Genomic DNA, 21,533 nt, shown 5'->3' on the forward strand with positions numbered 1-21,533 from the left:
ACCGCTTTCCTCCACCCCGCCCCGCCCCGGCGCCCCCACCCCTGCCCCCCGCCCCCTGTCCCCTGCTCACGGTGCGCGGCGTGACGTCAGCGCGCACGCCAGCGCCGTCGCCGCGACGGTCAGCAGGGCTGCCGCGACCGCGGGCAGCAGGGGCACGTGGACGGTGGCCGACCGGGAGCCGACGACCAGGCCGTTCACCGCCGCCTGCGCCGGGGAACCGCTGACCACCAGTGCCAGCAGGGCCGCCAGCAGCAGCGTCGGCACCGCGCGGCCCGGCGAGCGCAGCACGGGCCAGGCGGTGAGGGCGCCGACGGCCGTACCGAGCATGGCGCAGGTCAGGACGGCGAGCAGTCCCGCGCCGGCGGATTCCAGGACGGGCACGTGCTGGTGGTGGTCACTGCCGACCGGGTCGCTGATGAAGGTGACCAGACCCGTCGCCGCCGCACCGAGCACGACGGCCGTGGTCAGCGCGACCAGGACGCAGGCCAGGTGCGCCCGCCCGGGCCCGACCGCCGCCGCGACGACGGTACGGGCGGCCGGGGGTTCGTTGGTCACGCAGATCCGCACCAGCCAGGCGGCGACGGGCAGCAGGAACGCGGCCGTGTAGCCGAGCGAGTCCAGCAGCGGCTGGCCGCCCTGCACGCCGATGCCCAGGAAGACGACGTAGAGGAGGAACGGGGGCAGCCAGCGCTGCGAGCGCAGGAACAGAGCGGTCTGATAGCGCAGGAGGGCGGTCACCGGTGGTCGCCCCCGTCCTGACGGACGCTCACCACGTGCCACGGGGGGCCGGCGGTCAGCAGGGTGCGGAGCAGGACGTCGGAGTGGGAGGCGGAAACCGTGAGCCGGTGGGTGCGGTCGGCCGTCTCCTCGGTGGTGGTGGCCAGCCGGAGGGCTTCCGGTGGGAGGGGGGCGGTCGGGCCGTGCACCTCGATGATCACGTGGGGGCCGTCGGGGGTGGCAACCGGTTCCACCGAGTTGCGGCGGTGGAGGGTGCCGTCGCGGACCGCGTATGCGGCGTCCGTCCGGCCGGCGAGGCGGCGGGGGTCGTGGTCCACGAAGACGACGGCCGATCCGGCGGCGGTGCGCTCGGCGACGGCGCGTTCCAGTTCGGCGCGCGCGTCGGTGTCGAGACCGGTCCAGGCCTCGTCCAGGATGAGCAACTCCGGTTCGGCAAGAAGTGCTTGGGCCACGGCGACCTTCTGACTGCTGCCCTTGGACAGGCGGCTCATCGGGGTGTGGGCGTGCGCGGAGGCGCCGAAGCGGTCCAGCCAGTCGCCCGCGGCACGTTCGGCCGCCGTACGGGACAGGCCGTGGACCGCGCCGAGGTGGGTGAGGTAGCCGAGGGCGGTGAAGGGGAGGGCGGCGGGGAAACGTTCGGGAACGTAGGCGGTGCGGGGGGCGCCGGTGACCCTGCCCTCGGTCGGGGCGTCGATGCGGGCGAGCAGGCGGAGCAGGGTGGACTTTCCGGTGCCGTTGGGACCCTCGATGCGGGTGAGGGCGGCGGGGGCCGGGTTCAGGTGCACGTCGCGGAACACCCAGGGGCCGCGCACGCCGTAGCGGCGGCCCACGGCCTCCAGCCGTAGCTCACGTGGCATGCGGACCGTCCCTTCACTCGCGGATGTACGGATCTTTCCACCTGGCAGACTGAGGGACGTGACCACTGATCCGGCCGTTCCCGGCGACAGCCCTTTCCGTTCCGAGCCTTCGATACGGGACGAGGCACCGCAGTTCGTGCTGCCCTTGGTGGTCCGTATCGAGCGTGCCGACCCGCCGCCGCGCACGGACGCGCTGGAGACGGCGGCTCGGGCCGTGCTGACCATCCTCGCCGACGAGCGGGCGCTGGGCGGCGGCGAGTGGGCGGCTGCCATGCGTGACTGGCAGGACGCCCGGATCCGCAAGGTGGTGCGGCGGGCTCGGGGCGCCGAGTGGCGGCGGGCGGAGGCGCTGCCCGGGATCACGGTCGCGGGCAAGGCGGCGGAAGTAAGGGTTTTCCCGCCCGTTCCACTGGACGGCTGGCCCAAGGACCTGGTGAAGCTCCAGGTTTCCGGAACCGATCTGGAGGACCCGGAGCCACCGGCCGACATCGACCCCACGACTGCGGTGATCTGGCAGAACCCGGAGGTCGCCATGTCCGCGGGCAAGGCGATGGCGCAGGCCGGGCACGGCGCGCAGCTGGCCTGGTGGGAGCTGTCGGACGAGCAGCGGACCGCCTGGCGTGAGGCGGGCTTTCCGCTCGCCGTGCGGACGGCGGACCCGCGGAGGTGGCGTGAGCTGACGGAGAGCGGACTGCCGCTGGTGCGGGACGCGGGGTTCACCGAGATCGCGCCGGGCAGTTGCACGGTGGTCGCGGACCACCCGGCCCTGCGGGCCCGCTAGCCCGGCCGCGGACCACCTCGCGGCCGGACGGCCCCGCAGCTCTTCAGCCCGGTGGCCCGAACCTCAAATGTTGCTCTGAAGGCGGGTGGCGGGCGGTTCGGAAGGCGGTGGCGGGGCCATACCCCCGTCACCACGCAGGGGGCACGAAGGAGGCGGGGACCATGAGGCGACTGGGGACGGGGATCGGCTGGCGGCCGGAGATCGCGGAGGCCGTGGAACGTATGCCGGGCATCGACTGGGTCGAGGCCGTCGCCGAGAACGTGTGTCCCGGGCATCTGCCCGAGTCGCTGCTACGGCTGCGCGAGCGCGGGGTCACCGTGATCCCGCACGGTGTCTCGCTCGGGCTGGGCGATGCGGAGCGGCCCGAAGCGGGACGGCTGGCCGCGCTCGCCGAGCGGGCCGAGGCACTCGATGCGCCGCTGGTCACCGAGCACATCGCGTTCGTCCGCGCGGGCGGCCCCCTGACGGCGTCCCCGCGGCTCGAGGCCGGACATCTGCTGCCGGTGCCGCGCACCCGCGACGCCCTCGAGGTGCTGTGCGCGAACGTACGGATCGCGCAGGCCGCGCTGCCCGTGCCGCTCGCCGTCGAGAACATCGCCGCGCTCCTCGCGTGGCCGGGCGACGAGATGACGGAGGGGCAGTTCCTGTACGAGCTGGCCGACCGCACGGGTGTGCGGCTGCTCATCGACGTGGCCAACCTGCACACCAACCACGTCAACCGGGGCGAGGATCCGGCGAAGGCGCTCGCCGAACTGCCCCTGGAGGCCATCGCCTACGTTCACGTGGCGGGCGGTTTCGAGCGGGACGGCGTCTGGCACGACAGTCACGCCCACCCGGTTCCCCGGCCGGTCCTCGACATCCTCGCCGACCTCGCGTCCCGGGTGTCGCCGCCGGGAGTGCTGCTGGAGCGGGACGAGAACTTTCCCGAACCGGTGGAACTGGAGCGGGAGTTGGGCATGATCAGGGCCGCCGTCGAAGCGGGCGGGCAGGAGGGTGCCCTCGCGCGGGCCCGTCGTTCGAGCGCGGGCGGGCACCGCGCGACGGAGGCGGCGACCATGACCGTGACGACGCCCGCAACCGCTGTCGCAACCGCAACCACAACCACAACCACAACCACAACCATGACCGTGGCCGCGACGGCGACCGCGCCCGCAACCACCGCCACCGCCACCGCCACCGCCGCTGGAACGCGGATCGGAGCTGAGACCGGGACTGGGACTGGGACTGGGACCGAGGTTGGGACCGAAGCTGGTACCGGGGCCCGTACCGGGGATGAGGCCGGAAACGGATCCGCCCCGTGCGCGTCGAAGTCGGACCCGGAGGTCCTCGACGAGGCCACGCGTCAGCGCCTCGGTCTCGCGCAGGCGGCCCTGCTGTCCGCGCTGGTCGCCGGGACGCCGGTCCCCGAAGGCTTCGACCGGGTGCGGCTCGGCGTACAGTCCCGCGCGCTGGCGGCGAAGCGGGCCGATGTGGTGGCGAAGGTGGCCCCGGAGCTGCCGCTGATCCTCGGAAGCGGTTACCGCCCGGCGTTCATCGCCTACGCCCAAGGGCACCCGATGCGCGGCGGCTACCGGCAGGACGCTCTCGACTTCGCCGAGGAGACGCTCCTGGGCGGACGGGCGGCGGAGGGCAGAGCCCGTCGCGAACTGCGCCGCTGGTGGCTGGACCGCTCGGGCCCGGCACCGAGGCCGACGTCACGACTCGGGCGAGTGGGACGGGTGGGGCGGACGTTGGTTCGACGATGAGACGTCCGGTGTCGTGCGTGGCCCGAATGTGCCGGGGTTAACACCCCACCTCATCCCGCCCGCGGCACAACAGCTTCTCAACCGTTTCCACATGCTTTCTCCCGTTTAGGAGCCCGTTCCGGCAGTCTCACACGGCCCGCAATGCCCCCTCGGTAACCTTTTGCACCCATACGGCAGTTGGCGGCGCAGGCGCAGTAATATGCCAGCCAGTCCCGCAACCGAAGCGCACTAGTGTGCAGTGCCGCGAGCAGGAGGCACCCATGCGGCCGCGACCCCCCGTACAGGGCAGAGGCATCTTCAGCGGAACCGGGCTCATCATCACGGGCCTGGCGGCGACCCTGGCGGCGCTGGTCTTCCCGATCTGGTCGTACGCCGACCGGTCGGGCACCGGAGTGGACGTACTGAACGCGCAGACGGTCTCGACGCAGTACGGGCCGCTGTCCGCGCTGGACCGGGAGTTCGTCACGAAGGTCAGGCTGGCGGGACTGTGGGAGCTGCCCGCCGGTCAGCAGGCGCAGACGAAGGGCACGACCGAGGCCGTACGGACGGCGGGCCGGCACCTGGTCGAGGGGCACACGTTCCTGGACGAGCGGGTGCGCACCGTCGCCTCCCAGTTGGGCCTCGCCCTGCCGAACGAGCCCAACGACCAGCAGAAGGGCTGGTTGAGCGACCTCGACGCGGCGCAGGGCGAGCAGTACGACTGGAAGTTCGCCAACACCCTGCGTCTCGCGCACGGGCGGGTGTTCTCCGTCGTCGCCCAGGTGCGGGCCAGTACCCGCAACTCGCTGGTGCGCCGGCTCGCCGACGATGCCAACACCACGGTGCTGGACCACATCAAGATCCTCGAGGCCACCGGGTACGTCGACTACGACGCCCTCGCCCGGGACATGGCCGCGGGCAGCACGCCGCCGATCACCCGCTCCCCCGGCCCACCGGGTCCGACGGCCGACCCCGGGTCGGCCGTGCCGGTGACTCCGTCGTCGTCGCCGTATCCCACCTACACGCTCCCGCCGGCCGCGGTGAGCCCTCCACCCGGCACCTGACACCGGTTTCCCGTCCGTTCCCCGTTCGTCTCCCAGTGCGTTTCCGCGTCTGTTTCTCCGTCCGTTTCCGCGTCTGCTGCCCGTCCGTTTCCGCATCCGTTTCCGCGCCTGTTCCCGAGGCCGGGCCGGAACCGGGGCGAAGGTGACGGCAGAGGCGGAGGCACAGGCGAAGGCAAACGGAACGTCACATATCCACCGGTCCCGGTCCGGACTGTGAACAGGGCGTGGCGTCTTCCTGTGCGCATGGCGTAGAAACGCGGCATGGTCTGGGTGCTTCTCCTGTTGCTGGCATGGGCCGTCGCGGTCGCGGCGTGCGCACGGCTGTGTCTGGCCGCGGTACGGACGGCGGCCCTCGACGAGAACGCGGGCCAGGGACACGATCTGACGCTCTACGAGGCGGCTTTCCTCTCCGGCGGTCCGGGCAGGGTCGCCGACCTGACCATGGTCTCGATGGCCCGGCAGCGGCGGCTGATGCTGGCCCGCACCGGCTGGGCGACCGTCGTGGACCCGCGCGGGCGCGACGAGATGGAGCGGTCGGTCATAGGGGCCATCGGGCCCGAGGGGCAGTCCCGTATCGCCCCGGCGCGGGCCGCGGCGGCCGCCGCGGACGCGGTGGGCGGCCTGGCCGACCGGCTGGTCCGTGCCGGTCTCGCGGTGCCCGAAGGGGCCCGTACGACCGTCGCGGACGGGGTGCGGCAGGTGCGGGTCGCCGCCGTGGCCGTCCTCGCGCTGGGTGTCACCGCGCTGCTGTTCCCCGCCACCGCGGACATGCCTCGTGATCTGATCGCGCTCTGGTTCGCGCTGCCCTTGGTGCTCACGCTGAGCTGCCTGGCCATGGCGCGGGTGGAGGTGCACCCGTACTCGCGCTGGGCCTCCCCGGCCGGGCAGCGGCTGCTGGGTGCGCTGGCGCGGCACACCGGGGGTGCGGGGACGGCGGACGACCGTACGTTTCTGACCTCGGTCGCCGTACGCGGGATCCGCGCGGTGGGCGAGCCGGATCTGCGGGCGGCCTTCGCTCATCGTGAGCAGTACGGGAGGGACTGAGGCGGGGCGCGCTCGACCACCGGGGGGCGCACAAGGGGCATTGGCGCCGACACCCGCCGTTGGTGCTTGCCTTCCCCCACGGTCGAACCAACCATCCCTTTTGTCGCCGCCGTGCACCGAAGGGACCCCCGATGAGAGCCGCCGCCCTCCACTCGGCCGCAGGAGCCCTGCTTCTGACCGCCCTCTCCGCCGTCCCGGCGGGCGGCGCCCCGAACATCAGCGGCCTGTCCGGCTCGCCCGGGGTCGTCCTGGCCGCCGCGCGGGCCGCGGCGAAGGGTGTCGAGTTCGGGAACTGCTCCGACGCGCAGGATCTGCCCGGCAGCATGCAGTGCGGCAAGGTCTCCGTCCCGCTCGACTACGCGGCCCCCGACGGCAAGCAGATCGCGCTCACCGTCAGCCGGGTGCGGGCCACCCACCGGGATCCGCACAACAGCAAGCACCGGGTGCCCCGGCAGGGCGCGCTGGTCTTCAACCCGGGCGGTCCCGGCGGCTCGGGCCTGTACTTCCCGCTGATCGGGCTGCTGCCGGAGTGGAAGCGCATCGGGGCGGCCTACGACCTCGTCGGCTACGACCCGCGCGGGGTCGGCCGTTCGGCGCCGCTCTCCTGTCAGGATCCCAAGCGCTTCTTCAAGGGGCCCTCCCCCGCTCCGGACCACCCCTCGGAGTCGTACAAGCGGGAGCGTGTCGCGCAGGCCAAGGCGTACGCCCAAGGCTGTGCGAAGCGGTCGGGCAGCGCCCTGCGGCACTACAACTCGCTCAACAACGCCCGCGACCTGGACGTGCTGCGCGCCGCGCTCGGCGAGGAGCGGCTGACGTTCATGGGGGCGTCGTACGGCACCTATTTCGGAAGCGTCTACGCGACGCTGTTCCCCTCCCACGTGCGGCGGATGGTGTTCGACGCGGCGGTGAACCCGGACCCGGCGCAGATCTGGTACCGCAACAACCTCGACCAGTCGGCGGCGTTCGAGAGCCGCTGGACGGACTTCCGGGAGTGGGTCGCCAAGCACGACGACGTGTACGGTTTGGGCGGTACGGCGGAGGCGGTGCTGAGCAGCTACGAGCGGGCGCGCGCCATGCTGGCCGCGGAGCCGGCCGGCGGGAAGGTGGGCCCGGGACAGCTCCAGGGCGCGTTCCTCCAGGCCGGGTACTACGACGACTACTGGCCCGCGCGGGCGCAGGCACTGTCGGAGTATCTGAAGGGCGATCCGAAGCAGCTGATCGCGCAGGCCGGGCCGGTGCGGGAGGCCGCCGCGGAGGCGGAGAACGCCAATGCCGTGTACACGGCCGTGGAGTGCAACGACGCGTCCTGGCCGACGGACTGGAGGGTGTGGGACCGCGACAACACGCGGCTGGCGCGCGTCGCGCCGTTCGAGACGTGGGACAACGTGTGGGCGAACCTGCCGTGCGCGTACTGGCCGGCGCCCCGGCAGCGGCCGGTCGACGTGCGGACGGGTCCGGGCGAGCTGCCGCCGACGCTGATCCTGGCCTCCGAGCGGGACGCCGCGGCGCCCTATGCCGGGGCGCTGGAGATGCACCGGCGGCTGACGGGTTCGGTGCTGGTGACCGAGCGGGACGCCGGTACGCACGGTATCGCGGGCGGCCCGAACCGGTGCGTCAACGGCCACCTGGAGGCTTACCTGCTGGAGGGCCGGCTCCCGGGGCGGCGCGCGGCCTGCGCACCGCACGCCGAACCCCGGCCGGCGGTCGCCCCCGCGGAGCGAGCCGCCCGGCCGGGGCGCTGATCAGGCGAGTCCGGCGACGAGCTCCGTGAGGTCCTTGCGACGGCCCGTGTAGAACGGGACCTCCTCGCGGACGTGCATGCGGGCCTCCGAGGCGCGCAGGTGGCGCATGAGGTCGACGATGCGGTACAGCTCGTCGGCCTCGAAGGCCAGGAGCCACTCGTAGTCGCCCAGCGAGAACGAGGCGACGGTGTTGGCGCGGACGTCCGGGTAGCCGCGGGCCATCTTGCCGTGGTCGGCGAGCATGCGGCGCCGGTCCTCGTCGGGCAGCAGGTACCAGTCGTAGGAGCGCACGAAGGGGTAGACGCTCACGTAGTTGCGGGGCGTCTCGTCGGCGAGGAACGCCGGGATGTGCGAGCGGTTGAACTCGGCGGGGCGGTGCAGCGCCATGTTCGACCAGACCGGCTCCAGGGCGCGGCCCAGCCGGGTGCGCCGGAAGAGGTTGTACGCCTCCTGGAGCTGGTCGGCGGTCTCGGCGTGCCACCAGATCATGACGTCGGCGTCGGCGCGCAGGCCGGACACGTCGTAGGTGCCGCGGATCGTCACGTCCTTGGCGGCGAGCTGGTCGAAGAGCTCCTGGACCTCGTCGGCGTAACCCGCGCGGTCCTCGGGCAGCACGTCCTTCAGCTTGAAGACGGACCACAGCGTGTAGCGGATGACCTCGTTGAGGTCCTTGGCCAGCTTGCCCTTGTTCGGGACCCTGCCGGACTCGGTGGTGGGGGCGTCGTCACTCATGGCTCTCATTCTCCCGCTCCGCCGTGCAGGCTCTGCACCGGGTGGGCCGCGAGCTCCCGTACGGCGCTCAGGTCGCCGCCGAGCTGGTCGACCGCGGCGTACGCGCTCGCGATGCAGGCCGGGATGCCGACGCCGTCGTACGGGGCGCCGCAGACCGCGAGGCCGGGGAGCTCGGCGACCTGCTCGCGGATGCGGGCCACGCGCGCGTGGTGGCCGACGGGGTACTGCGGCAGGCCGTCCGTCCAGCGGGTGACGCGGGTCTCGACGGGCGTGGCGTCCAGGCCCGTGGCGGCGCGCAGGTCGTGCCGGGAGACGTCGACGAGGCCGACGTCGTCGCGGCCCAGGATCTCCGTCTCGCCGTACCGCCCTACGGAGGTGCGCAGCACGACCGTGTCCGGGTCCTCGTCGGCGATCCAGCCCCACTTCCGGGAGGCGAAGGTGGACGCCTTGATGGTGCGGCCGTCGATGGGCGGGACGAGGAAACCGCTGCCGTCGGGCAGGGCGCCGACGGTGTCGGCGCGCCGGTAGGCGAGGGTGACCAGGGCCATGGAGGCGTACTCGACCGTGCGCAGTGCGGCGGCGGCGCCGGGGGCCTCGGGGGCCAGCAGCGCGGCGGCGGCCGGGGCGGGCACGGCGACGACCACGGCGTCGGCGTGCAGCAGCCGCTCCCCCGCGATGACGTGCCAGCCCGCGCCGGGCGCCCGGCGTAGCCCGGTCACGGGTACGCGCGTGTGGATCTCGCCGCCGCGCGCCGCCACGGACTCGGCGACCGCGAGGGGCAGGGAGCCCACACCGCCCTCGATGCCCATGAACACCGGGCCGGTCCGCCCGCCGGCGGCGGCCTTCGCCTGGATCTCGCGGACGGCTTCCGTCAGCGAGGTGTGGGTTCGTGCCGCCTGGTAGAGCTGCGGGACGGCGGAGCGCATCGAGATCCGGTAGGCGTCGCCGGCGTACACCCCGCCGAGCAGCGGTTCGACGAGGCGGTCGACGACCTCGCGGCCCAGGCGTGCCGCGACGTACTCCCCGACCGCCACGTCGTCCCCGACCTCGGTGCGGGGCAGGTCGGCGTCGCGCTCGATCCGGGCGAGCCCTTCGTCGGAGAGGAGTCCGGCGAGGGCGGCCGCAGTGCCCGGCACGCCCATGACGTGGCCCTTGGGCATGGGGCGCAACGCACCCCGGGTCCAGATGGAGGCCGTCGCGGTGGCGGGCGGGCGCAGGCGGTCGGAGAGGCCCACCTCGCGTGCGAGGGCGACCGCCTCGGGGCGGCGGGCCAGCATCGACTCGGCGCCGAAGTCCACGCGCACACCCGCGATCTCGCCGGGCAGCAGCTTGCCTCCCACCCGGTCGGAGGCCTCGAGGACGGTCACCCGCGCCCCGCGCCGCAGCAGCCGGTGGGCGGCGGCCAGCCCGGCGATGCCGGCTCCGACGACGATGACGTGCTGCCCTGTGCCCGTACCCGTTGAGCTCATGGGTCCCACTCTCTCAGACCCCACCGACACCACCGTCGTGGGCCGGTGTCCTCTCCGCGTCCCGACCGTGACCTGTTCGGAACCGATTCCCGCCAACGTCCTGGCCCGCCCGGGCGTCGAAGGAACGTCACAGTCGTCACCATCTCGGGGGTACACCCACATGCGCACACCACGTTCCGCGGGACGCTCGGTACGACGTTCCGCACGGCCCTGTCACGCCCTGGCCGGGATCCTGCTGGCCGGGGCCCTCGCGCTCACCGGATGCAGCGGCGCGAACGACTCGGGCGCCAGCAGTTCGGCCGACAAGGCGGCCGTCGGGGAGGCCGGCGCCGGTGACGCGGACGCCGCGCAGGACGCGAAGGAGGGGGCGGGCGCGAGCGGCTCGAAGGCCACCTCCGCCCCCGACCTCACCGCCAACCGCATCATCCGCACCGCCTCCCTGACCGTGCAGGTCAAGGACGTGCCCAAGGCCCTGGACGAGGCTCGCGCGACCACCGAGAACGCGGGCGGATATGTGGGCGACGAGACCACCGTCCGGGAGGAGGACGGCGCCGAGCGGACCCGGGTGGTGCTGCGGGTGCCCGTCGCGAAGTACGACGACGTCCTCGCCGCTCTCCAGGGCGCCGGCAAGCTGCTGGAGCGCACGGCGAAGGCCCAGGACGTCACCGACCAGGTCGTCGACGTCGAGAGCCGGATCGCCTCGCAGCGTGCCAGTGTCGCCCGGGTCCGTGAGCTGATGGACCGGGCCACCAAGCTGAGTGACGTGGTCACCCTGGAGGGTGAGTTGAGCGGCCGGGAGGCGGACCTCGAGGCGCTGCTCGCCCAGCAGGCGTCCCTGAAGGACCGCACGAGCCTGGCGACGGTCACGCTGACGCTGTCGGAGAAGCCGGTCGTGGTGGCCGCCGAGGACGACGACCCGGGGTTCGTGGACGCGCTGGCGGGCGGCTGGGACGCGTTCGTGACGACGCTGCGCTGGATCGCCGTCGTCTTCGGCGCGGCGCTGCCCTTCCTCGTGGCGGGCCTCCTGCTCCTGCTGGTGTGGCTGCGGCTGGTGCGGCCGCGGCGGCGGGTGCGGGCTGCGGGCGCTGCGGGCGTGCACGGGGGCGCGGTGAACGCGGCCGGGGTGCGCGAGCCCGAGGAGGACTGAACTGGGGTCGCCCCGTAGCGTGTTCGCATGAGCATCGAGCGACTGGTGGTGATCGGCGGGGACGCCGCGGGTATGTCCGCGGCGTCCCAGGCCCGCCGTCTGAAGGGGCCGGGGGAGCTGGAGATCGTGGCCTTCGAGCGGGGCCACTTCACGTCCTTCTCGGCGTGCGGCATCCCCTACTGGGTGGGTGGCGACGTCACCGAGCGGGACGACCTGATCGCCCGCACACCCGAGGAACACCGCGCGCGCGGGATCGACCTGCGGCTGCGCACGGAGGTCACGGAGATCGACGTCGCGGGGCGGCGGGTACGCGCGCGTGCGCTGGATTCCGGGGCGGAGTCCTGGACGTCGTACGACAAGCTCGTGATCGCGACGGGGGCCCGTCCGGTCCGGCCGGATCTGCCGGGCATGGACGCGGCGGGCGTGCACGGGGTGCAGACCCTGGACGACGGGCAGGCGCTGATCGACACGCTGTCACGCGCGCGGGGGAAGCGGGCCGTGGTCGTGGGGGCGGGCTACATCGGTGTGGAGATGGCCGAGGCGCTCATCAAGCGCGGCTACGAGGTGACGGTCGTCAACCGGGGCAGCGAGCCGATGTCGACCCTGGACCCGGACATGGGGCGGCTGGTGCGCCGGGCCATGGAGGGCCTGGGCATCACGATGGTGAACGACACCGAGGTGACCGCGCTGCGCACCGCCGGGGACGGTCAGGTCCGGGCGGTGGTCACCGAGGACGCCGAGTACCCGGCGGACGTGGTGGTGCTGGGCATCGGGGTGCGTCCGGAGACGGCGCTCGCGCGGGCCGCCGGCCTGCCCCTGGGCCCGCACGGCGGGCTCCTCACGGACCTGGCGATGCGGGTGCGCGGGCCGCTCGCCGACGGGAGCGTGTGGGCCGGCGGCGACTGCGTCGAGGTCCTGGACCTGGTCTCCGGCCAGGAGCGTCACATCGCCCTGGGGACCCACGCCAACAAGCACGGCCAGGTGATCGGCACGAACGTCGGCGGTGGCTATGCCACGTTCCCCGGCGTGGTCGGCACGGCCGTCAGCAAGGTGTGCGATCTGGAGATCGCCCGCACCGGCCTGCGGGAGAAGGACGCCCGTCGCGTCGGCCTGCGGTTCGAGGCGGTCACCATCGAGTCGACCAGCCGCGCCGGCTACTACCCCGGCTCCTCCCCGATGACGGTCAAGATGCTCGCCGAGCGGCGCACGGGCCGTCTGCTGGGCCTTCAGATCGTCGGGCGGGAGGGTGCGGGCAAACGCGTCGACATCGCGGCGGTGGCGTTGACGGCCGGGATGACGGTGGAACAGATGACGGCCCTGGACCTCGGGTACGCGCCGCCGTTCTCACCGGTGTGGGATCCCGTGCTGGTGGCGGCGCGAAAGGCGTCGGCGAAGGTCCGCGAGTCCTAGCCGTGGTGTGGGGGCGGGGCGAGCGGCCCGAGCGGCGTGGGGGGCCGCGCGAGCAGTCCCCGCGCACCCGGCCCCCGCAACGTTGCTCAAGCGGTTCCACTCAGTCGCGGCAGCGCGGAGACCGCCGCGGCGGGCGGCTGCTCGGCGGGCTTGGCATGGGCCGCGGGCGCCGGCCGTGACCGCAGCCGGCTGCTGACGGCCTCGTCCAGCGTCACCGGCCGCTGCATCTGCGCGGCCAGCCGCCCGGCCTCCTGGCCGAGCCGTGCCACGTCCTCCCAGGGCAGCCGGATCACCAGGGAGATCTCCGCCTCGCCGTCCGGAGTGGCGTGCATCGGGGGAGTAACTCGGTCGTTCATCGCTGTTCCTCACGTCGTCCCCGCGGCCCGCCTTCCTCGTGCCGCGAGCAGTTGACGGTTCATACGCGCCCGTGGGGATCCCCGTTCACCGGTTCGCCGAACGGATCGGGGGCAGAACTTCCTTGTGGTCATCCCCGTCCATGACGTGAATCCCGTGCGCCGCACCCCGGTGGTGACGTACGCCCTCATCGCGGCGAACGTCTTCGTGTTCCTGTTCATGCCGGGCCTGTCCGGCTCCACGGCGGGCGACAGCAGCCTGGCCCAGACGTGCCATCTGCACGCCTTTCTGGAGCATTACGCCGCCGTACCACGGGAGTTGATCCACCATCAGCTGGCGCAGCTCGTCCCCACGGGGGACGTGCGGGGCGCGGGCTGCGCGCTGGCCCCGCCGCGCTACGACAAGTCGCCCGCGCTGAGCGTGCTCAGCGCGATGTTCCTGCACGGCGGCTGGCTGCACCTGCTGGGCAACATGCTGTTCCTGCTGATCTTCGGCAACAACATCGAGGACCGCATGGGGCACGTCCGCTTCGCCCTCTTCTACGTCGCCTGCGGTTACGCGGCGTCGTACGGTTTCGCCCTGCTGAACGCCGACTCGACCGATCCGCTGATCGGCGCGTCGGGGGCGATCGCCGGAGTGCTGGGCGCCTACCTGGTGCTGTACCCGAAGGCCAGGGTGTGGGTGCTCGTGCCGTTCCTGGTGTTTCTGCCGCTGCGGCTGCCGGCCTGGCTGGTGCTGGGTTTCTGGTTCGTGCTCCAGGCCGTGTACTCCTCCGGGGAGGGCGTCTCGGGCGCGGGCACCGTGGCGTACGCGGCGCACGTCGTCGGCTTCCTCGCCGGCATGCTGCTCGCCTGGCCGCTCAAGCCGGGCACGCCCGCGCCGCCGGAGCCGCGCGGGCTGCTGTTCGGCAGACGGGCGCGCCCCCGGCACACCTGGTGAGCGAGGTCAGCGGACGGTCTGCGTGTGGACGTACTCGACGAGGCGGGTCAGCGCGTCCGGGTCGGTGGACGGCATGACGCCGTGGCCGAGGTTGAAGACGTGGCCCTCCAGGCCGTCGGCCGTGTCGAGGACCTCGCGGGCCTTGGCCTCGACGGCCTCGGTGCCGGCGAACAGGACGGTCGGGTCGATGTTGCCCTGGAGCGCCTTGCCGGGGCCGACCCGGAGGGCCGCCTCGTCGAGCGGGACGCGCCAGTCGACGCCGACGACGTCCGCCCCGGCCTCGCCCATCAGCCCGAGCAGTTCGCCGGTGCCCACGCCGAAGTGGATGCGCGGGACGCCGTACCCCTCGACCGCGCGGAAGACCTTCGCGGAGGCGGGCAGCACGGAGCGGCGGTAGTCGACCGGGGAGAGCGCGCCGGCCCAGGAGTCGAAGAGCTGGACGGCGCTCGCGCCGGCCTCGATCTGCACCTTGAGGAAGGCGGAGGTGATCTCCGCGAGGCGGTCGAGCAGGTCGGCCCAGAGCTCGGGGTCGCCGTACATCATCGCCTTGGCGTTCTCGTACGTGCGGGACGGACCGCCCTCGACGAGGTAGCTCGCGAGGGTGAACGGGGCGCCCGCGAAACCGATGAGGGGGGTGGCGCCGAGTTCGGCGGTCAGCAGGCCGATGGCCTCGGTCACGTAGGAGACGTCCTCGGGGGTGAGGTCGCGCAGCCGGGCGAGGTCGGCGCGGGTGCGGATCGGACGCTCGACGACCGGACCGACGCCGGGCTTGATGTCGAGGTCGATACCGATGGCCTTGAGCGGTACGACGATGTCGCTGAAGTAGATCGCCGCGTCCACGTCGTGCCGGCGCACGGGCTGCAGGGTGATCTCGGTGACCAGCTCGGGCCGCATGCAGGACTCGAGCATCGGGACGCCCTCGCGGACCTTGCGGTACTCCGGCAGGGAGCGCCCGGCCTGCCGCATGAACCACACGGGCGTGTGGGGCACCGGTTCACGCCTGCACGCCTTCAGGAAGGCACTGTCGTACGTCGCTGTCGGCTGCCGGCCCGCCGGGCTCTCGTTCGCGCTCACGACGGCAAGTCTCGCACGGCGCCGGAGGCGGTGAGGCCGCCCCCTGCCGTGCCCGCACCCGGCCCCGCCCCGCCTCGGTCGCGTGTCCCGGGCGTGCGCGGTCCGTGCGCCTGTTCGCCCAGCGCGCACCCGTCCGCGAGCCCCGCACGGGTGTCTTGCCCTGCGCGAAGGCCCCGTTCCCCTTAATCTTCCCCGCATGGCTGCGGCTCAGGGACGACTGTCGGACGGCGCTGGCGGGATGGATGACGCGAACGAGGGGGACCCGGATGGGACCAGGTCGGGACCACCGCCCTTCCGGGCGGCCGTCGACCAGCTGAGGGCGGCCCGGCTGCGGCCGCAGATCGAGATGGAGCCGACACCGGCCCCCAAGCGGCTCGCACCGTTCGCGTACGCGCTGGAGGCGACGGTCGTGGACGGCGACCAGGACCTGGCCGACGGTCGGCTGGTGCTGCTGCACGACCCGGACGGGCACGACGCCTGGCGCGGGACGTTCCGGCTGGTGACCCTCGTCCGGGCCGAACTGGAGCCGGAGATGGCCGCGGACCCGCTGCTGCCGGAGGTGTGCTGGTCGTGGCTGACCGGCGCGCTCCAGACGCGCGGGCTGACCTACGGCGAGCCTAGCGGGACGGTCACCCGTGCGGGGTCGCACTACTTCGGCGGGCTGGCGGAGCGCCCGGCGACCTCACAGATCGAGATCAGGGCCTCCTGGACACCGCGCGAGGGGCTGGGCGGGGTGCCGGAGGCGGCGGCGCACCTGGCGTCCTGGTGCGATCTGCTGGCGCAGGTGGCGGGGCTGCCGCCGGCCGGTCCTGGGGACGCGTCGGTGGTGACGCTGCCGCAGCGCCGGGGGCCCCAGTCACGTTGACCATCTCTTTGTCGATACGGCCATTTTCGATCCCGTAAGAGACCCACTTAAACCGACTCGATCTTCGGATGATCGATCGCGTGTCCGAATTGCACGTATTGTTACTCACTAGATCGTGATCATTCTCTAAAGGACCCCGGGTTCGCTGCCGAAGACGACTGTGACCTTGAAAGCACGGTTCGTCCCGGCTTCCTCCCCACAAGCCCCGCGAGCCGGCCCCCGTCCCCCACCCAGGAGGCCTGGTGTCCGTTCTCCTCGAGCAGCCCGCAAGCCTGGTCGCCTACCGCCCGAACAAGCCCACCGCCATGGTGGTCGTGGCCGACCCACGCGTCCGCTCCACCGTCACCCGCCATCTGTGGGCGCTCGGTGTGCGCGACGTCATCGAGGCCTCGTCCATCGCGGAGGCTCGTCCCCGCATCGGCAACCCCCGCGACATCTGCGTCGCCGACGTCCACCTGCCCGACGGCTCCGGCCTCACCCTGCTGTCGGAGACCCGCGCCGCGGGCTGGCCCAACGGGCTGGCCCTCTCCGCCGCCGACGACATCGGCGCCGTGCGCAACGCCCTCGCGGGCGGCGTCAAGGGCTACGTGGTCACCGGCACCCGCACCAACCTCGGCCTCCCCAGCCGACCCGGCGCCTCCCCCATGGGCTCCGCCGCCCGCATGCACCGCCGCCCCCCGGGTGCCCCGAGTCACCCGGGCGGCTACCGCGAGCTCTCCGGCCGCGAGGTCGAGGTCCTGCGACTGGTCGCGGAAGGCCAGTCGAACAAGGCGATCGGCGTCTCGATGGGCCTGTCCGCGCTGACCGTCAAGAGCCACCTCGCCCGCATCGCCCGCAAGCTCGGCACGGGTGACCGCGCCGGCATGGTCGCGGTGGCCCTGCGGACCGGCATCATCCACTGAGACCCCGCCCGGCACCCGAGGGATCTTCCCGGGAACGCCCCGTGACCCCCGGCCCGGCTTCTCCCGTCACCGACCGATTTCTTCCCGCCCCCCTCCCCGTCGTTCACCGTCCTGACTGGTTTACGACCCCCCGGCGCCCGCCGACGGAACGTTCCGTCGGCGGGCGCCGTCCATACACGGATACCCTTGACAGGTGACCGACGCCCAAGAAACCGCAGCAGCCAGTTCACTGCGAACCACCGGAGGCGCCCCTCCGGACGACGGCGGATCAGCTGACTCCGGGGCGCCGACTCCTTTGCTCGAACCACGCGAGGGCATTCCTCCCGTGATCGCCGACGAGACCGCCCTCGCCGAGGTGATCGCGGCCTTCGCCACCGGTACCGGCCCCGTCGCCGTCGACGCCGAGCGCGCCTCCGGCTACCGCTACGGACAGCGCGCCTATCTGGTGCAGCTGCGTCGCGAGGGCGCCGGCACCGCGCTGATCGATCCCGTGGGCTGCCCCGACCTCTCCGCGCTCGGCGAGGCGCTGTCCGGTGTGGAATGGGTGCTGCACGCGGCCACCCAGGACCTGCCGTGCCTTCGCGAGATAGGCATGGTGCCGACGCGGTTGTTCGACACCGAGCTGGCCGGACGGCTCGCCGGGTTCCCGCGGGTCGGCCTCGGCGCGATGGTCGAGGGAGTACTGGGCTTCGTCCTCGAGAAGGGCCACTCCGCGGTGGACTGGTCCACCCGGCCGCTGCCCGACCCCTGGCTGCGGTACGCGGCCCTGGACGTCGAGCTCCTGGTCGACCTGCGCGACGCGCTGGAGAAGGAGCTGGACCGGCAGGGCAAGCTGGACTGGGCCCGCCAGGAGTTCGACGCCATCGCCGCCGCCCCGCCCGCCGAACCCCGCAAGGACCCGTGGCGCCGTACGTCCGGCATGCACAAGGTGCGCCGGCGTCGGCAGCTCGGTGTCGTGCGGGAGCTGTGGGAGACCCGGGACCGGATCGCGCAGCGGCGGGACGTGTCGCCGGGCAAGGTGCTGTCGGACGCGGCCATCGTGGAGGCCGCGCTGTCGCTCCCGCTGAACGTGCAGGCGCTGGCCGCGCTGAACGGGTTCGGGCACCGGATGGGCCGACGGCAGCTGGAGCAGTGGCAGGCGGCGGTCGACCGGGCGAGGGCGCTGAGCGAGTCGCTGCTGCCGCAGCCGGGGCAGCCGGTGGCGGGCCCGCCGCCGCCGCGGGCCTGGGCCGACAAGGACCCCGTGGCCGCGGCGCGGCTGTCCGCGGCGCGCGCGGCCGTCTCCGCGCTGGCCGAGGAACTGAACATGCCGCAGGAGAACCTGATCGCCCCGGACGCGGTGCGGCGGGTCTGCTGGGAGCCGCCGGCGGCCGACGCCGAAGCGGTCGCGGACGCGCTCGCCTCGTACGGGGCACGGCCGTGGCAGGTGGAGCAGGTCGCGCCGGTGCTCGCCGCGGCACTGGCCGGTCAGGACGCCTGACGAGTCGCGCACGAGGCGCTTGCGGCAGCAGCAGCAGCAGCAAACGGTTACCTCGTCGCTCCTCTCATGAAACCGTTGTAGATGTATTTCTGGAGGGCGAGGAAGACGATCAGTGTCGGCAGGATGACCAGCACCGCTCCTGCCGAGATCGTTTCCCAGTGGGCGGCGTAGGGGCCCTTGAAGCGGAACAGGGACGTCGAGATCACGCCAAGATCCTGTGAGGGCATGTAGAGGAAAGGGATGTAGAAGTCGTTGTAGACGGCTATCCCCTTCACGATCACGACCGTCGCGATCGCCGGTTTCAGCAACGGAAAGATGATCTTCCGGTAGATGGTGAACGCGTTGGCGCCGTCGAGCCGGGCGGCCTCGTCCAGGGAGATCGGGATCGAGCGCACGAACTGCAGGAAAATGTAGATCGAGACGATGTCCGTACCCATGTAGAGGGCGATCGGGGCCCAGCGGGTGTCGAACATGCCGAGGCTGTGGACGATCTGGAAGGTGGCCACCTGCGTGGTCACCCCGGGGACCAGCGCGGCGACCAGGAACAGGGCGATCACCAGTTTCCGGAAACGGAAGGTGAACCGGTCGATCGCGTACGCGGTCATCGACCCGATGAGAACGGTTCCGCCGACCGAGACGACGAGGATGAAGGCGGTGTTGCCGAACGCCGTGAGCATGCCGCCGTCCCGGAACGCCGTCACGTAGTTGTGGAAGTTGAACAGGTCGTGCGGCGGCGTGAGCGCTCCGCTGCCGTTCGCCGTCTCGTTCTCGGTCTTCAGCGAGGTCAGCAGGACGACGCCCAGCGGGAGCAGGACGACCAGCGTCGCGGCGATCAGCGACAGGTACACCAGCGCGCGGGCCACGGTACGGCGTGTCATACGAGGTCCACCCTGTCGTCGGGGACGAGACGTCGCTGCACCCAGGTCACCAGCAGGATGATCAGCAGCAGCACGACCGCCGCCGCCGAGGCGAGCCCCGTCTTGTTGAACTGGAAGGCCAGCTTCACCGTCTGGATCACGAAGGTCTCGGTACCGGTCGCCCCGCCGGTCATGATGTACGGGATCTCGAAGGCCGAGAGGGAGCCCGAGACGGAGAGGATCACCGTCAGGGTCAGCACCGGCCTGATGCCGGGCAGGATGATGTAGCGGAACTGGTGCCAGCGGCCGGCCCCGTCCAGTTCGGCCGCCTCGTACAGCTCCCCCGGGATGGACTGGATCGCGCCGAGGAACAGGACGAAGTTCATGCCGAGGTAGCGCCAGATCGAGACGCCGGCGAGCGAGACGTTGGCCGAGGCCGGGGTGCCCAGCCAGGCGTGGTCGGTGTGATAGCCGAAGAGGCCGAGCACCGTGTCGAAGGTGCCGCCGTCCTGGAAGAAGTAGAGGAAGACGAAACCGATTGCCACGCCGTTCACAAGGGACGGGAAGAAGAGCACGCCCTTGAAGAAGTTCCGGAAACGGATGCTGAAACTCAGGATCGTCGCGAAGTACAGCGCGGCGACGATCTGGATCACCGAGGCAACCAGGTAGTAGCCGCTTACCCAGAAGACCTGGAAGAGGTCCTCCCTGGTGAAGATCTCGGTGTAGTTCTCGGTCCCCGTGTAGTGCAGTTCGGGGCTCACGCCGTCCCAGTCGGTGAAGCTGTAGGCGACCATGTTGGCGATCGGCGCGTAGGTGAAGGTGATCAGCAGGGCGAGCGGGGCGAGCAGGAAGAGCCAGGGGGTCAGCAGCCGCCAGGTCCGCGCCCGGCGCGGCGCCGGCGTGGGAGCGGTGCGTTTCGAAACCGGTGTCACGGCCTCGGAGTCCGCCTGCTCGGTGCGGTGGCCCGGAGTGGGGGTGTGCGTGTGCGCGTGCGCCATCAGTCGCTCACGTTCGCTTGCGTCTCGGTCCACTTCTTGGCGAGTCCGCCTAGAAAGTCGTCCAGGCTGCCCTTCTTGGCGCCGCGTGCCAGGTCGACCAGATCCTGGCGGTACTCGGGCTTGTAGATGCCGACCTCGGACTCGTCGTCGATCAGCTTGACCTTCGCGCCCGCCGAGTCGTCGAGCTCGATGAGCTTGACGTCCGCCTCCTCGTACGGCTTCAGCACCTCGGGCATGGCCGCCTCCTTGAGCGGGGAGATCGCCAGGTTGTCCTTGTCGTAACCGGACTTGTCGGTGAACCAGTCGATCCAGGCGCGGGCCGCCTCCTTGTGCGGGGAGTGGACGTTCACGGCCTGGTTGTAGTCGGGGCCGACGGTCGCGCAGAAGGTGCCGTCCGTCTGGGCGGGAAACGGCATGAAACCGATGTCGTCCGGGTTCACGCCGGCCTTTTTCGCCGCGTCCTGGAACTGGATGATCGCCCAGGTGCCGAGCCACTGGGTGGCGATCTCGCCCTTGGCCGTGCGGGGTTTGGACTCTTCCCAGTTGCTGGTCGTCGGGTCCTTCTCGGCGAGGCCCTGCTTGACGATGTCGTACAGCAGCGTGTCGCCGACGCGCAGATCGGAGTTCTCGGCCCAGGGGTCGTCCTCGGCGAGCTTCGTGGTCGCCTGCGGGTCGCAGTGGACCGAGCCGTTGGCGTACGTCCACGAGGTCAGGGGCCACTGGGCGGCGAAGTTCGTGTAGTAGGGGGTCGCGTCGGTCTTGGCCTTGATCGCCTTGAGGTCGGCGAGGAACTCGGCCGGGGTGGTGGGCCACTCGGTGACCCCTGCCTCTTTCCAGACCCGCTTGTTGTAGACGAAGCCGGGCATCACCCCGACCGGGCTCTGGCCGTAGACCTTGCCGTCGACGGTGGTGAAGTCGGTGAAGCGGTACTTCTTGCCGCGTTCGGCGGCGGTGCCGAGGGAGGCGAAGAACTTCGGGTAGTCGTCCTTCTTGATGACGGCGGGGATCAGCAGGACGTCGCCGTAGTCGTCCGTGTTCATCCGGATCTTGATCTCGGCCTCGTAGTTGGTGAGGGCCTGGAACTCCACTTTGACCTTGGGATAGGTCTTGTTGAACTCGGCGGCGTACTTCTTCATCGTGCCGTCCTGCACGAGGTCGGTGCGCACGGTGAGGACCGTGATGGTTCCGCTGACCTTGGAGGGGTCGTCGGGGGCGTTGGCGTCGGCGCCCTTCGCGCTGCCTCCGGTGCCGGTGCAGCCCGGGAGCAGCAGGGCGGCTCCGGCGACCGTGGCGAGGGCCGTGACGGTGCGGCGGTTCATGTGCATCACTTCCGTTCTCGGGATGTTCTCGGGACGG

General features: G+C 72.0%; 20 protein-coding genes. 11 read left to right on the top strand and 9 right to left on the bottom strand.

Annotation, left to right across the window (positions count from 1 at the left end; genetic code table 11):
- Positions 1 to 66: 66 nt before the first annotated feature.
- Together OG440_RS08370 and OG440_RS08375 are read right to left on the bottom strand one after the other, a co-directional pair.
- Positions 67 to 738 (bottom strand): ABC transporter, encoded by a 672-nt coding sequence (locus OG440_RS08370; RefSeq protein WP_406006206.1) that lies wholly within the window; start codon positions 736 to 738, stop codon positions 67 to 69.
- Positions 735 to 1,595 carry an ATP-binding cassette domain-containing protein gene (locus tag OG440_RS08375; RefSeq protein WP_406006207.1) on the bottom strand — a complete coding sequence of 287 codons (861 nt, stop codon included), beginning with the start codon at positions 1,593 to 1,595 and terminating at the stop codon, positions 735 to 737. Before OG440_RS08375 ends, OG440_RS08370 begins: the two co-directional genes overlap by 4 nt.
- Positions 1,596 to 1,653: 58 nt before the next feature.
- On the opposite strand from OG440_RS08375, the gene OG440_RS08380 reads away from it, so the two are divergent.
- The 5 genes from OG440_RS08380 (at position 1,654) to OG440_RS08400 (ending at position 7,950) form a co-directional block, all read left to right on the top strand.
- The gene (locus OG440_RS08380; protein ID WP_406006208.1) at positions 1,654 to 2,376 is read left to right on the top strand and encodes a peptidyl-tRNA hydrolase; all 723 of its coding nucleotides are present in this window, start codon (positions 1,654 to 1,656) and stop codon (positions 2,374 to 2,376) included.
- A gap of 161 nt (positions 2,377 to 2,537) precedes the next feature.
- Positions 2,538 to 4,121, top strand: coding sequence for a DUF692 domain-containing protein (locus OG440_RS08385; RefSeq protein ID WP_406006209.1), 1,584 nt, complete (start codon positions 2,538 to 2,540; stop codon positions 4,119 to 4,121).
- 260 nt (positions 4,122 to 4,381) lie between these two features.
- The gene (locus OG440_RS08390) at positions 4,382 to 5,164 is read left to right on the top strand and encodes a DUF4142 domain-containing protein (protein WP_406006210.1); all 783 of its coding nucleotides are present in this window, start codon (positions 4,382 to 4,384) and stop codon (positions 5,162 to 5,164) included.
- Positions 5,165 to 5,425: 261 nt separating this feature from the next.
- Entirely contained in the window at positions 5,426 to 6,208 is a 783-nt protein-coding gene (locus OG440_RS08395; protein ID WP_406006211.1) for a TIGR04222 domain-containing membrane protein, read from the top strand.
- 131 nt (positions 6,209 to 6,339) lie between these two features.
- Positions 6,340 to 7,950 carry an alpha/beta hydrolase gene (locus OG440_RS08400; RefSeq protein WP_406006212.1) on the top strand — a complete coding sequence of 537 codons (1,611 nt, stop codon included), beginning with the start codon at positions 6,340 to 6,342 and terminating at the stop codon, positions 7,948 to 7,950.
- On the opposite strand, the gene hemQ is transcribed toward OG440_RS08400, so the two are convergent.
- Together hemQ and hemG are read right to left on the bottom strand one after the other, a co-directional pair.
- Positions 7,951 to 8,682 (bottom strand): hydrogen peroxide-dependent heme synthase, encoded by a 732-nt coding sequence (gene hemQ, locus OG440_RS08405; protein WP_307165903.1) that lies wholly within the window; start codon positions 8,680 to 8,682, stop codon positions 7,951 to 7,953.
- A gap of 5 nt (positions 8,683 to 8,687) precedes the next feature.
- Positions 8,688 to 10,151, bottom strand: a complete 1,464-nt coding sequence (gene hemG, locus OG440_RS08410; protein ID WP_406006213.1) for a protoporphyrinogen oxidase — start codon at positions 10,149 to 10,151, stop codon at positions 8,688 to 8,690.
- Positions 10,152 to 10,311: 160 nt separating this feature from the next.
- Here hemG and OG440_RS08415 point away from each other — a divergent pair, with 160 nt between their 5' ends.
- Together OG440_RS08415 and OG440_RS08420 are read left to right on the top strand one after the other, a co-directional pair.
- Complete coding sequence (locus OG440_RS08415) at positions 10,312 to 11,298, top strand: DUF4349 domain-containing protein (RefSeq protein WP_406006214.1); 987 nt, start codon at positions 10,312 to 10,314, stop codon at positions 11,296 to 11,298.
- Between the two features lie 27 nt (positions 11,299 to 11,325).
- The gene (locus OG440_RS08420; RefSeq protein WP_406006215.1) at positions 11,326 to 12,708 is read left to right on the top strand and encodes an FAD-dependent oxidoreductase; all 1,383 of its coding nucleotides are present in this window, start codon (positions 11,326 to 11,328) and stop codon (positions 12,706 to 12,708) included.
- An 86-nt stretch (positions 12,709 to 12,794) separates the two neighbouring features.
- On the opposite strand, the gene OG440_RS08425 is transcribed toward OG440_RS08420, so the two are convergent.
- Positions 12,795 to 13,064 carry a hypothetical protein gene (locus OG440_RS08425; protein WP_171400078.1) on the bottom strand — a complete coding sequence of 90 codons (270 nt, stop codon included), beginning with the start codon at positions 13,062 to 13,064 and terminating at the stop codon, positions 12,795 to 12,797.
- Positions 13,065 to 13,188: 124 nt separating this feature from the next.
- Between OG440_RS08425 and OG440_RS08430 the strand changes: the two genes are divergently transcribed.
- Positions 13,189 to 14,001, top strand: coding sequence for a rhomboid family intramembrane serine protease (locus OG440_RS08430; protein ID WP_406006216.1), 813 nt, complete (start codon positions 13,189 to 13,191; stop codon positions 13,999 to 14,001).
- 6 nt (positions 14,002 to 14,007) lie between these two features.
- Here the strand turns inward: OG440_RS08430 and hemE are convergent, their stop codons facing one another.
- On the bottom strand, positions 14,008 to 15,075 hold the full coding sequence (gene hemE / locus OG440_RS08435; RefSeq protein WP_406006217.1) for a uroporphyrinogen decarboxylase: 1,068 nt from the start codon (positions 15,073 to 15,075) through the stop codon (positions 14,008 to 14,010).
- 238 nt (positions 15,076 to 15,313) lie between these two features.
- Between hemE and OG440_RS08440 the strand changes: the two genes are divergently transcribed.
- The 3 genes from OG440_RS08440 (at position 15,314) to OG440_RS08450 (ending at position 18,322) form a co-directional block, all read left to right on the top strand.
- Complete coding sequence (locus tag OG440_RS08440; protein WP_406006218.1) at positions 15,314 to 15,940, top strand: DUF3000 domain-containing protein; 627 nt, start codon at positions 15,314 to 15,316, stop codon at positions 15,938 to 15,940.
- Between the two features lie 242 nt (positions 15,941 to 16,182).
- Entirely contained in the window at positions 16,183 to 16,842 is a 660-nt protein-coding gene (locus tag OG440_RS08445) for a LuxR C-terminal-related transcriptional regulator (protein ID WP_406006219.1), read from the top strand.
- Between the two features lie 193 nt (positions 16,843 to 17,035).
- Positions 17,036 to 18,322 (top strand): HRDC domain-containing protein, encoded by a 1,287-nt coding sequence (locus OG440_RS08450; protein ID WP_406006220.1) that lies wholly within the window; start codon positions 17,036 to 17,038, stop codon positions 18,320 to 18,322.
- Between the two features lie 47 nt (positions 18,323 to 18,369).
- Here the strand turns inward: OG440_RS08450 and OG440_RS08455 are convergent, their stop codons facing one another.
- The 3 genes from OG440_RS08455 to OG440_RS08465 are packed head-to-tail and all read right to left on the bottom strand — an operon-like array spanning position 18,370 to position 21,496.
- Positions 18,370 to 19,200: a carbohydrate ABC transporter permease gene (locus OG440_RS08455; RefSeq protein WP_406006221.1), complete on the bottom strand. Its 831-nt coding sequence runs from the start codon at positions 19,198 to 19,200 to the stop codon at positions 18,370 to 18,372.
- The gene (locus OG440_RS08460; RefSeq protein ID WP_406006222.1) at positions 19,197 to 20,177 is read right to left on the bottom strand and encodes a carbohydrate ABC transporter permease; all 981 of its coding nucleotides are present in this window, start codon (positions 20,175 to 20,177) and stop codon (positions 19,197 to 19,199) included. The genes OG440_RS08455 and OG440_RS08460 overlap by 4 nt, the downstream gene beginning before the upstream one ends.
- Positions 20,177 to 21,496: an extracellular solute-binding protein gene (locus OG440_RS08465; RefSeq protein WP_406006223.1), complete on the bottom strand. Its 1,320-nt coding sequence runs from the start codon at positions 21,494 to 21,496 to the stop codon at positions 20,177 to 20,179. The genes OG440_RS08460 and OG440_RS08465 overlap by 1 nt, the downstream gene beginning before the upstream one ends.
- Positions 21,497 to 21,533: the final 37 nt, after the last annotated feature.

Origin of the sequence: Streptomyces sp. NBC_00637 (genome assembly GCF_045161545.1) — a bacterium.
GTDB lineage: Bacteria > Actinomycetota > Actinomycetes > Streptomycetales > Streptomycetaceae > Streptomyces.

What these genes read in the sequence shown, in the direction of transcription:
- OG440_RS08375 (WP_406006207.1), bottom strand. Translation starts at nt 1,595, where the DNA reads ATGCCACGTGAGCTACGGCTGGAGGCCGTGGGCCGCCGCTACGGCGTG.
- OG440_RS08385 (WP_406006209.1), top strand. Translation starts at nt 2,538, where the DNA reads ATGAGGCGACTGGGGACGGGGATCGGCTGGCGGCCGGAGATCGCGGAG.
- OG440_RS08390 (WP_406006210.1), top strand. Translation starts at nt 4,382, where the DNA reads ATGCGGCCGCGACCCCCCGTACAGGGCAGAGGCATCTTCAGCGGAACC.
- OG440_RS08395 (WP_406006211.1), top strand. Translation starts at nt 5,426, where the DNA reads ATGGTCTGGGTGCTTCTCCTGTTGCTGGCATGGGCCGTCGCGGTCGCG.
- OG440_RS08400 (WP_406006212.1), top strand. Translation starts at nt 6,340, where the DNA reads ATGAGAGCCGCCGCCCTCCACTCGGCCGCAGGAGCCCTGCTTCTGACC.
- hemQ (WP_307165903.1), bottom strand. Translation starts at nt 8,682, where the DNA reads ATGAGTGACGACGCCCCCACCACCGAGTCCGGCAGGGTCCCGAACAAG.
- hemG (WP_406006213.1), bottom strand. Translation starts at nt 10,151, where the DNA reads ATGAGCTCAACGGGTACGGGCACAGGGCAGCACGTCATCGTCGTCGGA.
- OG440_RS08415 (WP_406006214.1), top strand. Translation starts at nt 10,312, where the DNA reads ATGCGCACACCACGTTCCGCGGGACGCTCGGTACGACGTTCCGCACGG.
- OG440_RS08420 (WP_406006215.1), top strand. Translation starts at nt 11,326, where the DNA reads ATGAGCATCGAGCGACTGGTGGTGATCGGCGGGGACGCCGCGGGTATG.
- OG440_RS08425 (WP_171400078.1), bottom strand. Translation starts at nt 13,064, where the DNA reads ATGAACGACCGAGTTACTCCCCCGATGCACGCCACTCCGGACGGCGAG.
- OG440_RS08440 (WP_406006218.1), top strand. Translation starts at nt 15,314, where the DNA reads ATGGATGACGCGAACGAGGGGGACCCGGATGGGACCAGGTCGGGACCA.
- OG440_RS08455 (WP_406006221.1), bottom strand. Translation starts at nt 19,200, where the DNA reads ATGACACGCCGTACCGTGGCCCGCGCGCTGGTGTACCTGTCGCTGATC.
- OG440_RS08460 (WP_406006222.1), bottom strand. Translation starts at nt 20,177, where the DNA reads ATGGCGCACGCGCACACGCACACCCCCACTCCGGGCCACCGCACCGAG.
- OG440_RS08465 (WP_406006223.1), bottom strand. Translation starts at nt 21,496, where the DNA reads ATGAACCGCCGCACCGTCACGGCCCTCGCCACGGTCGCCGGAGCCGCC.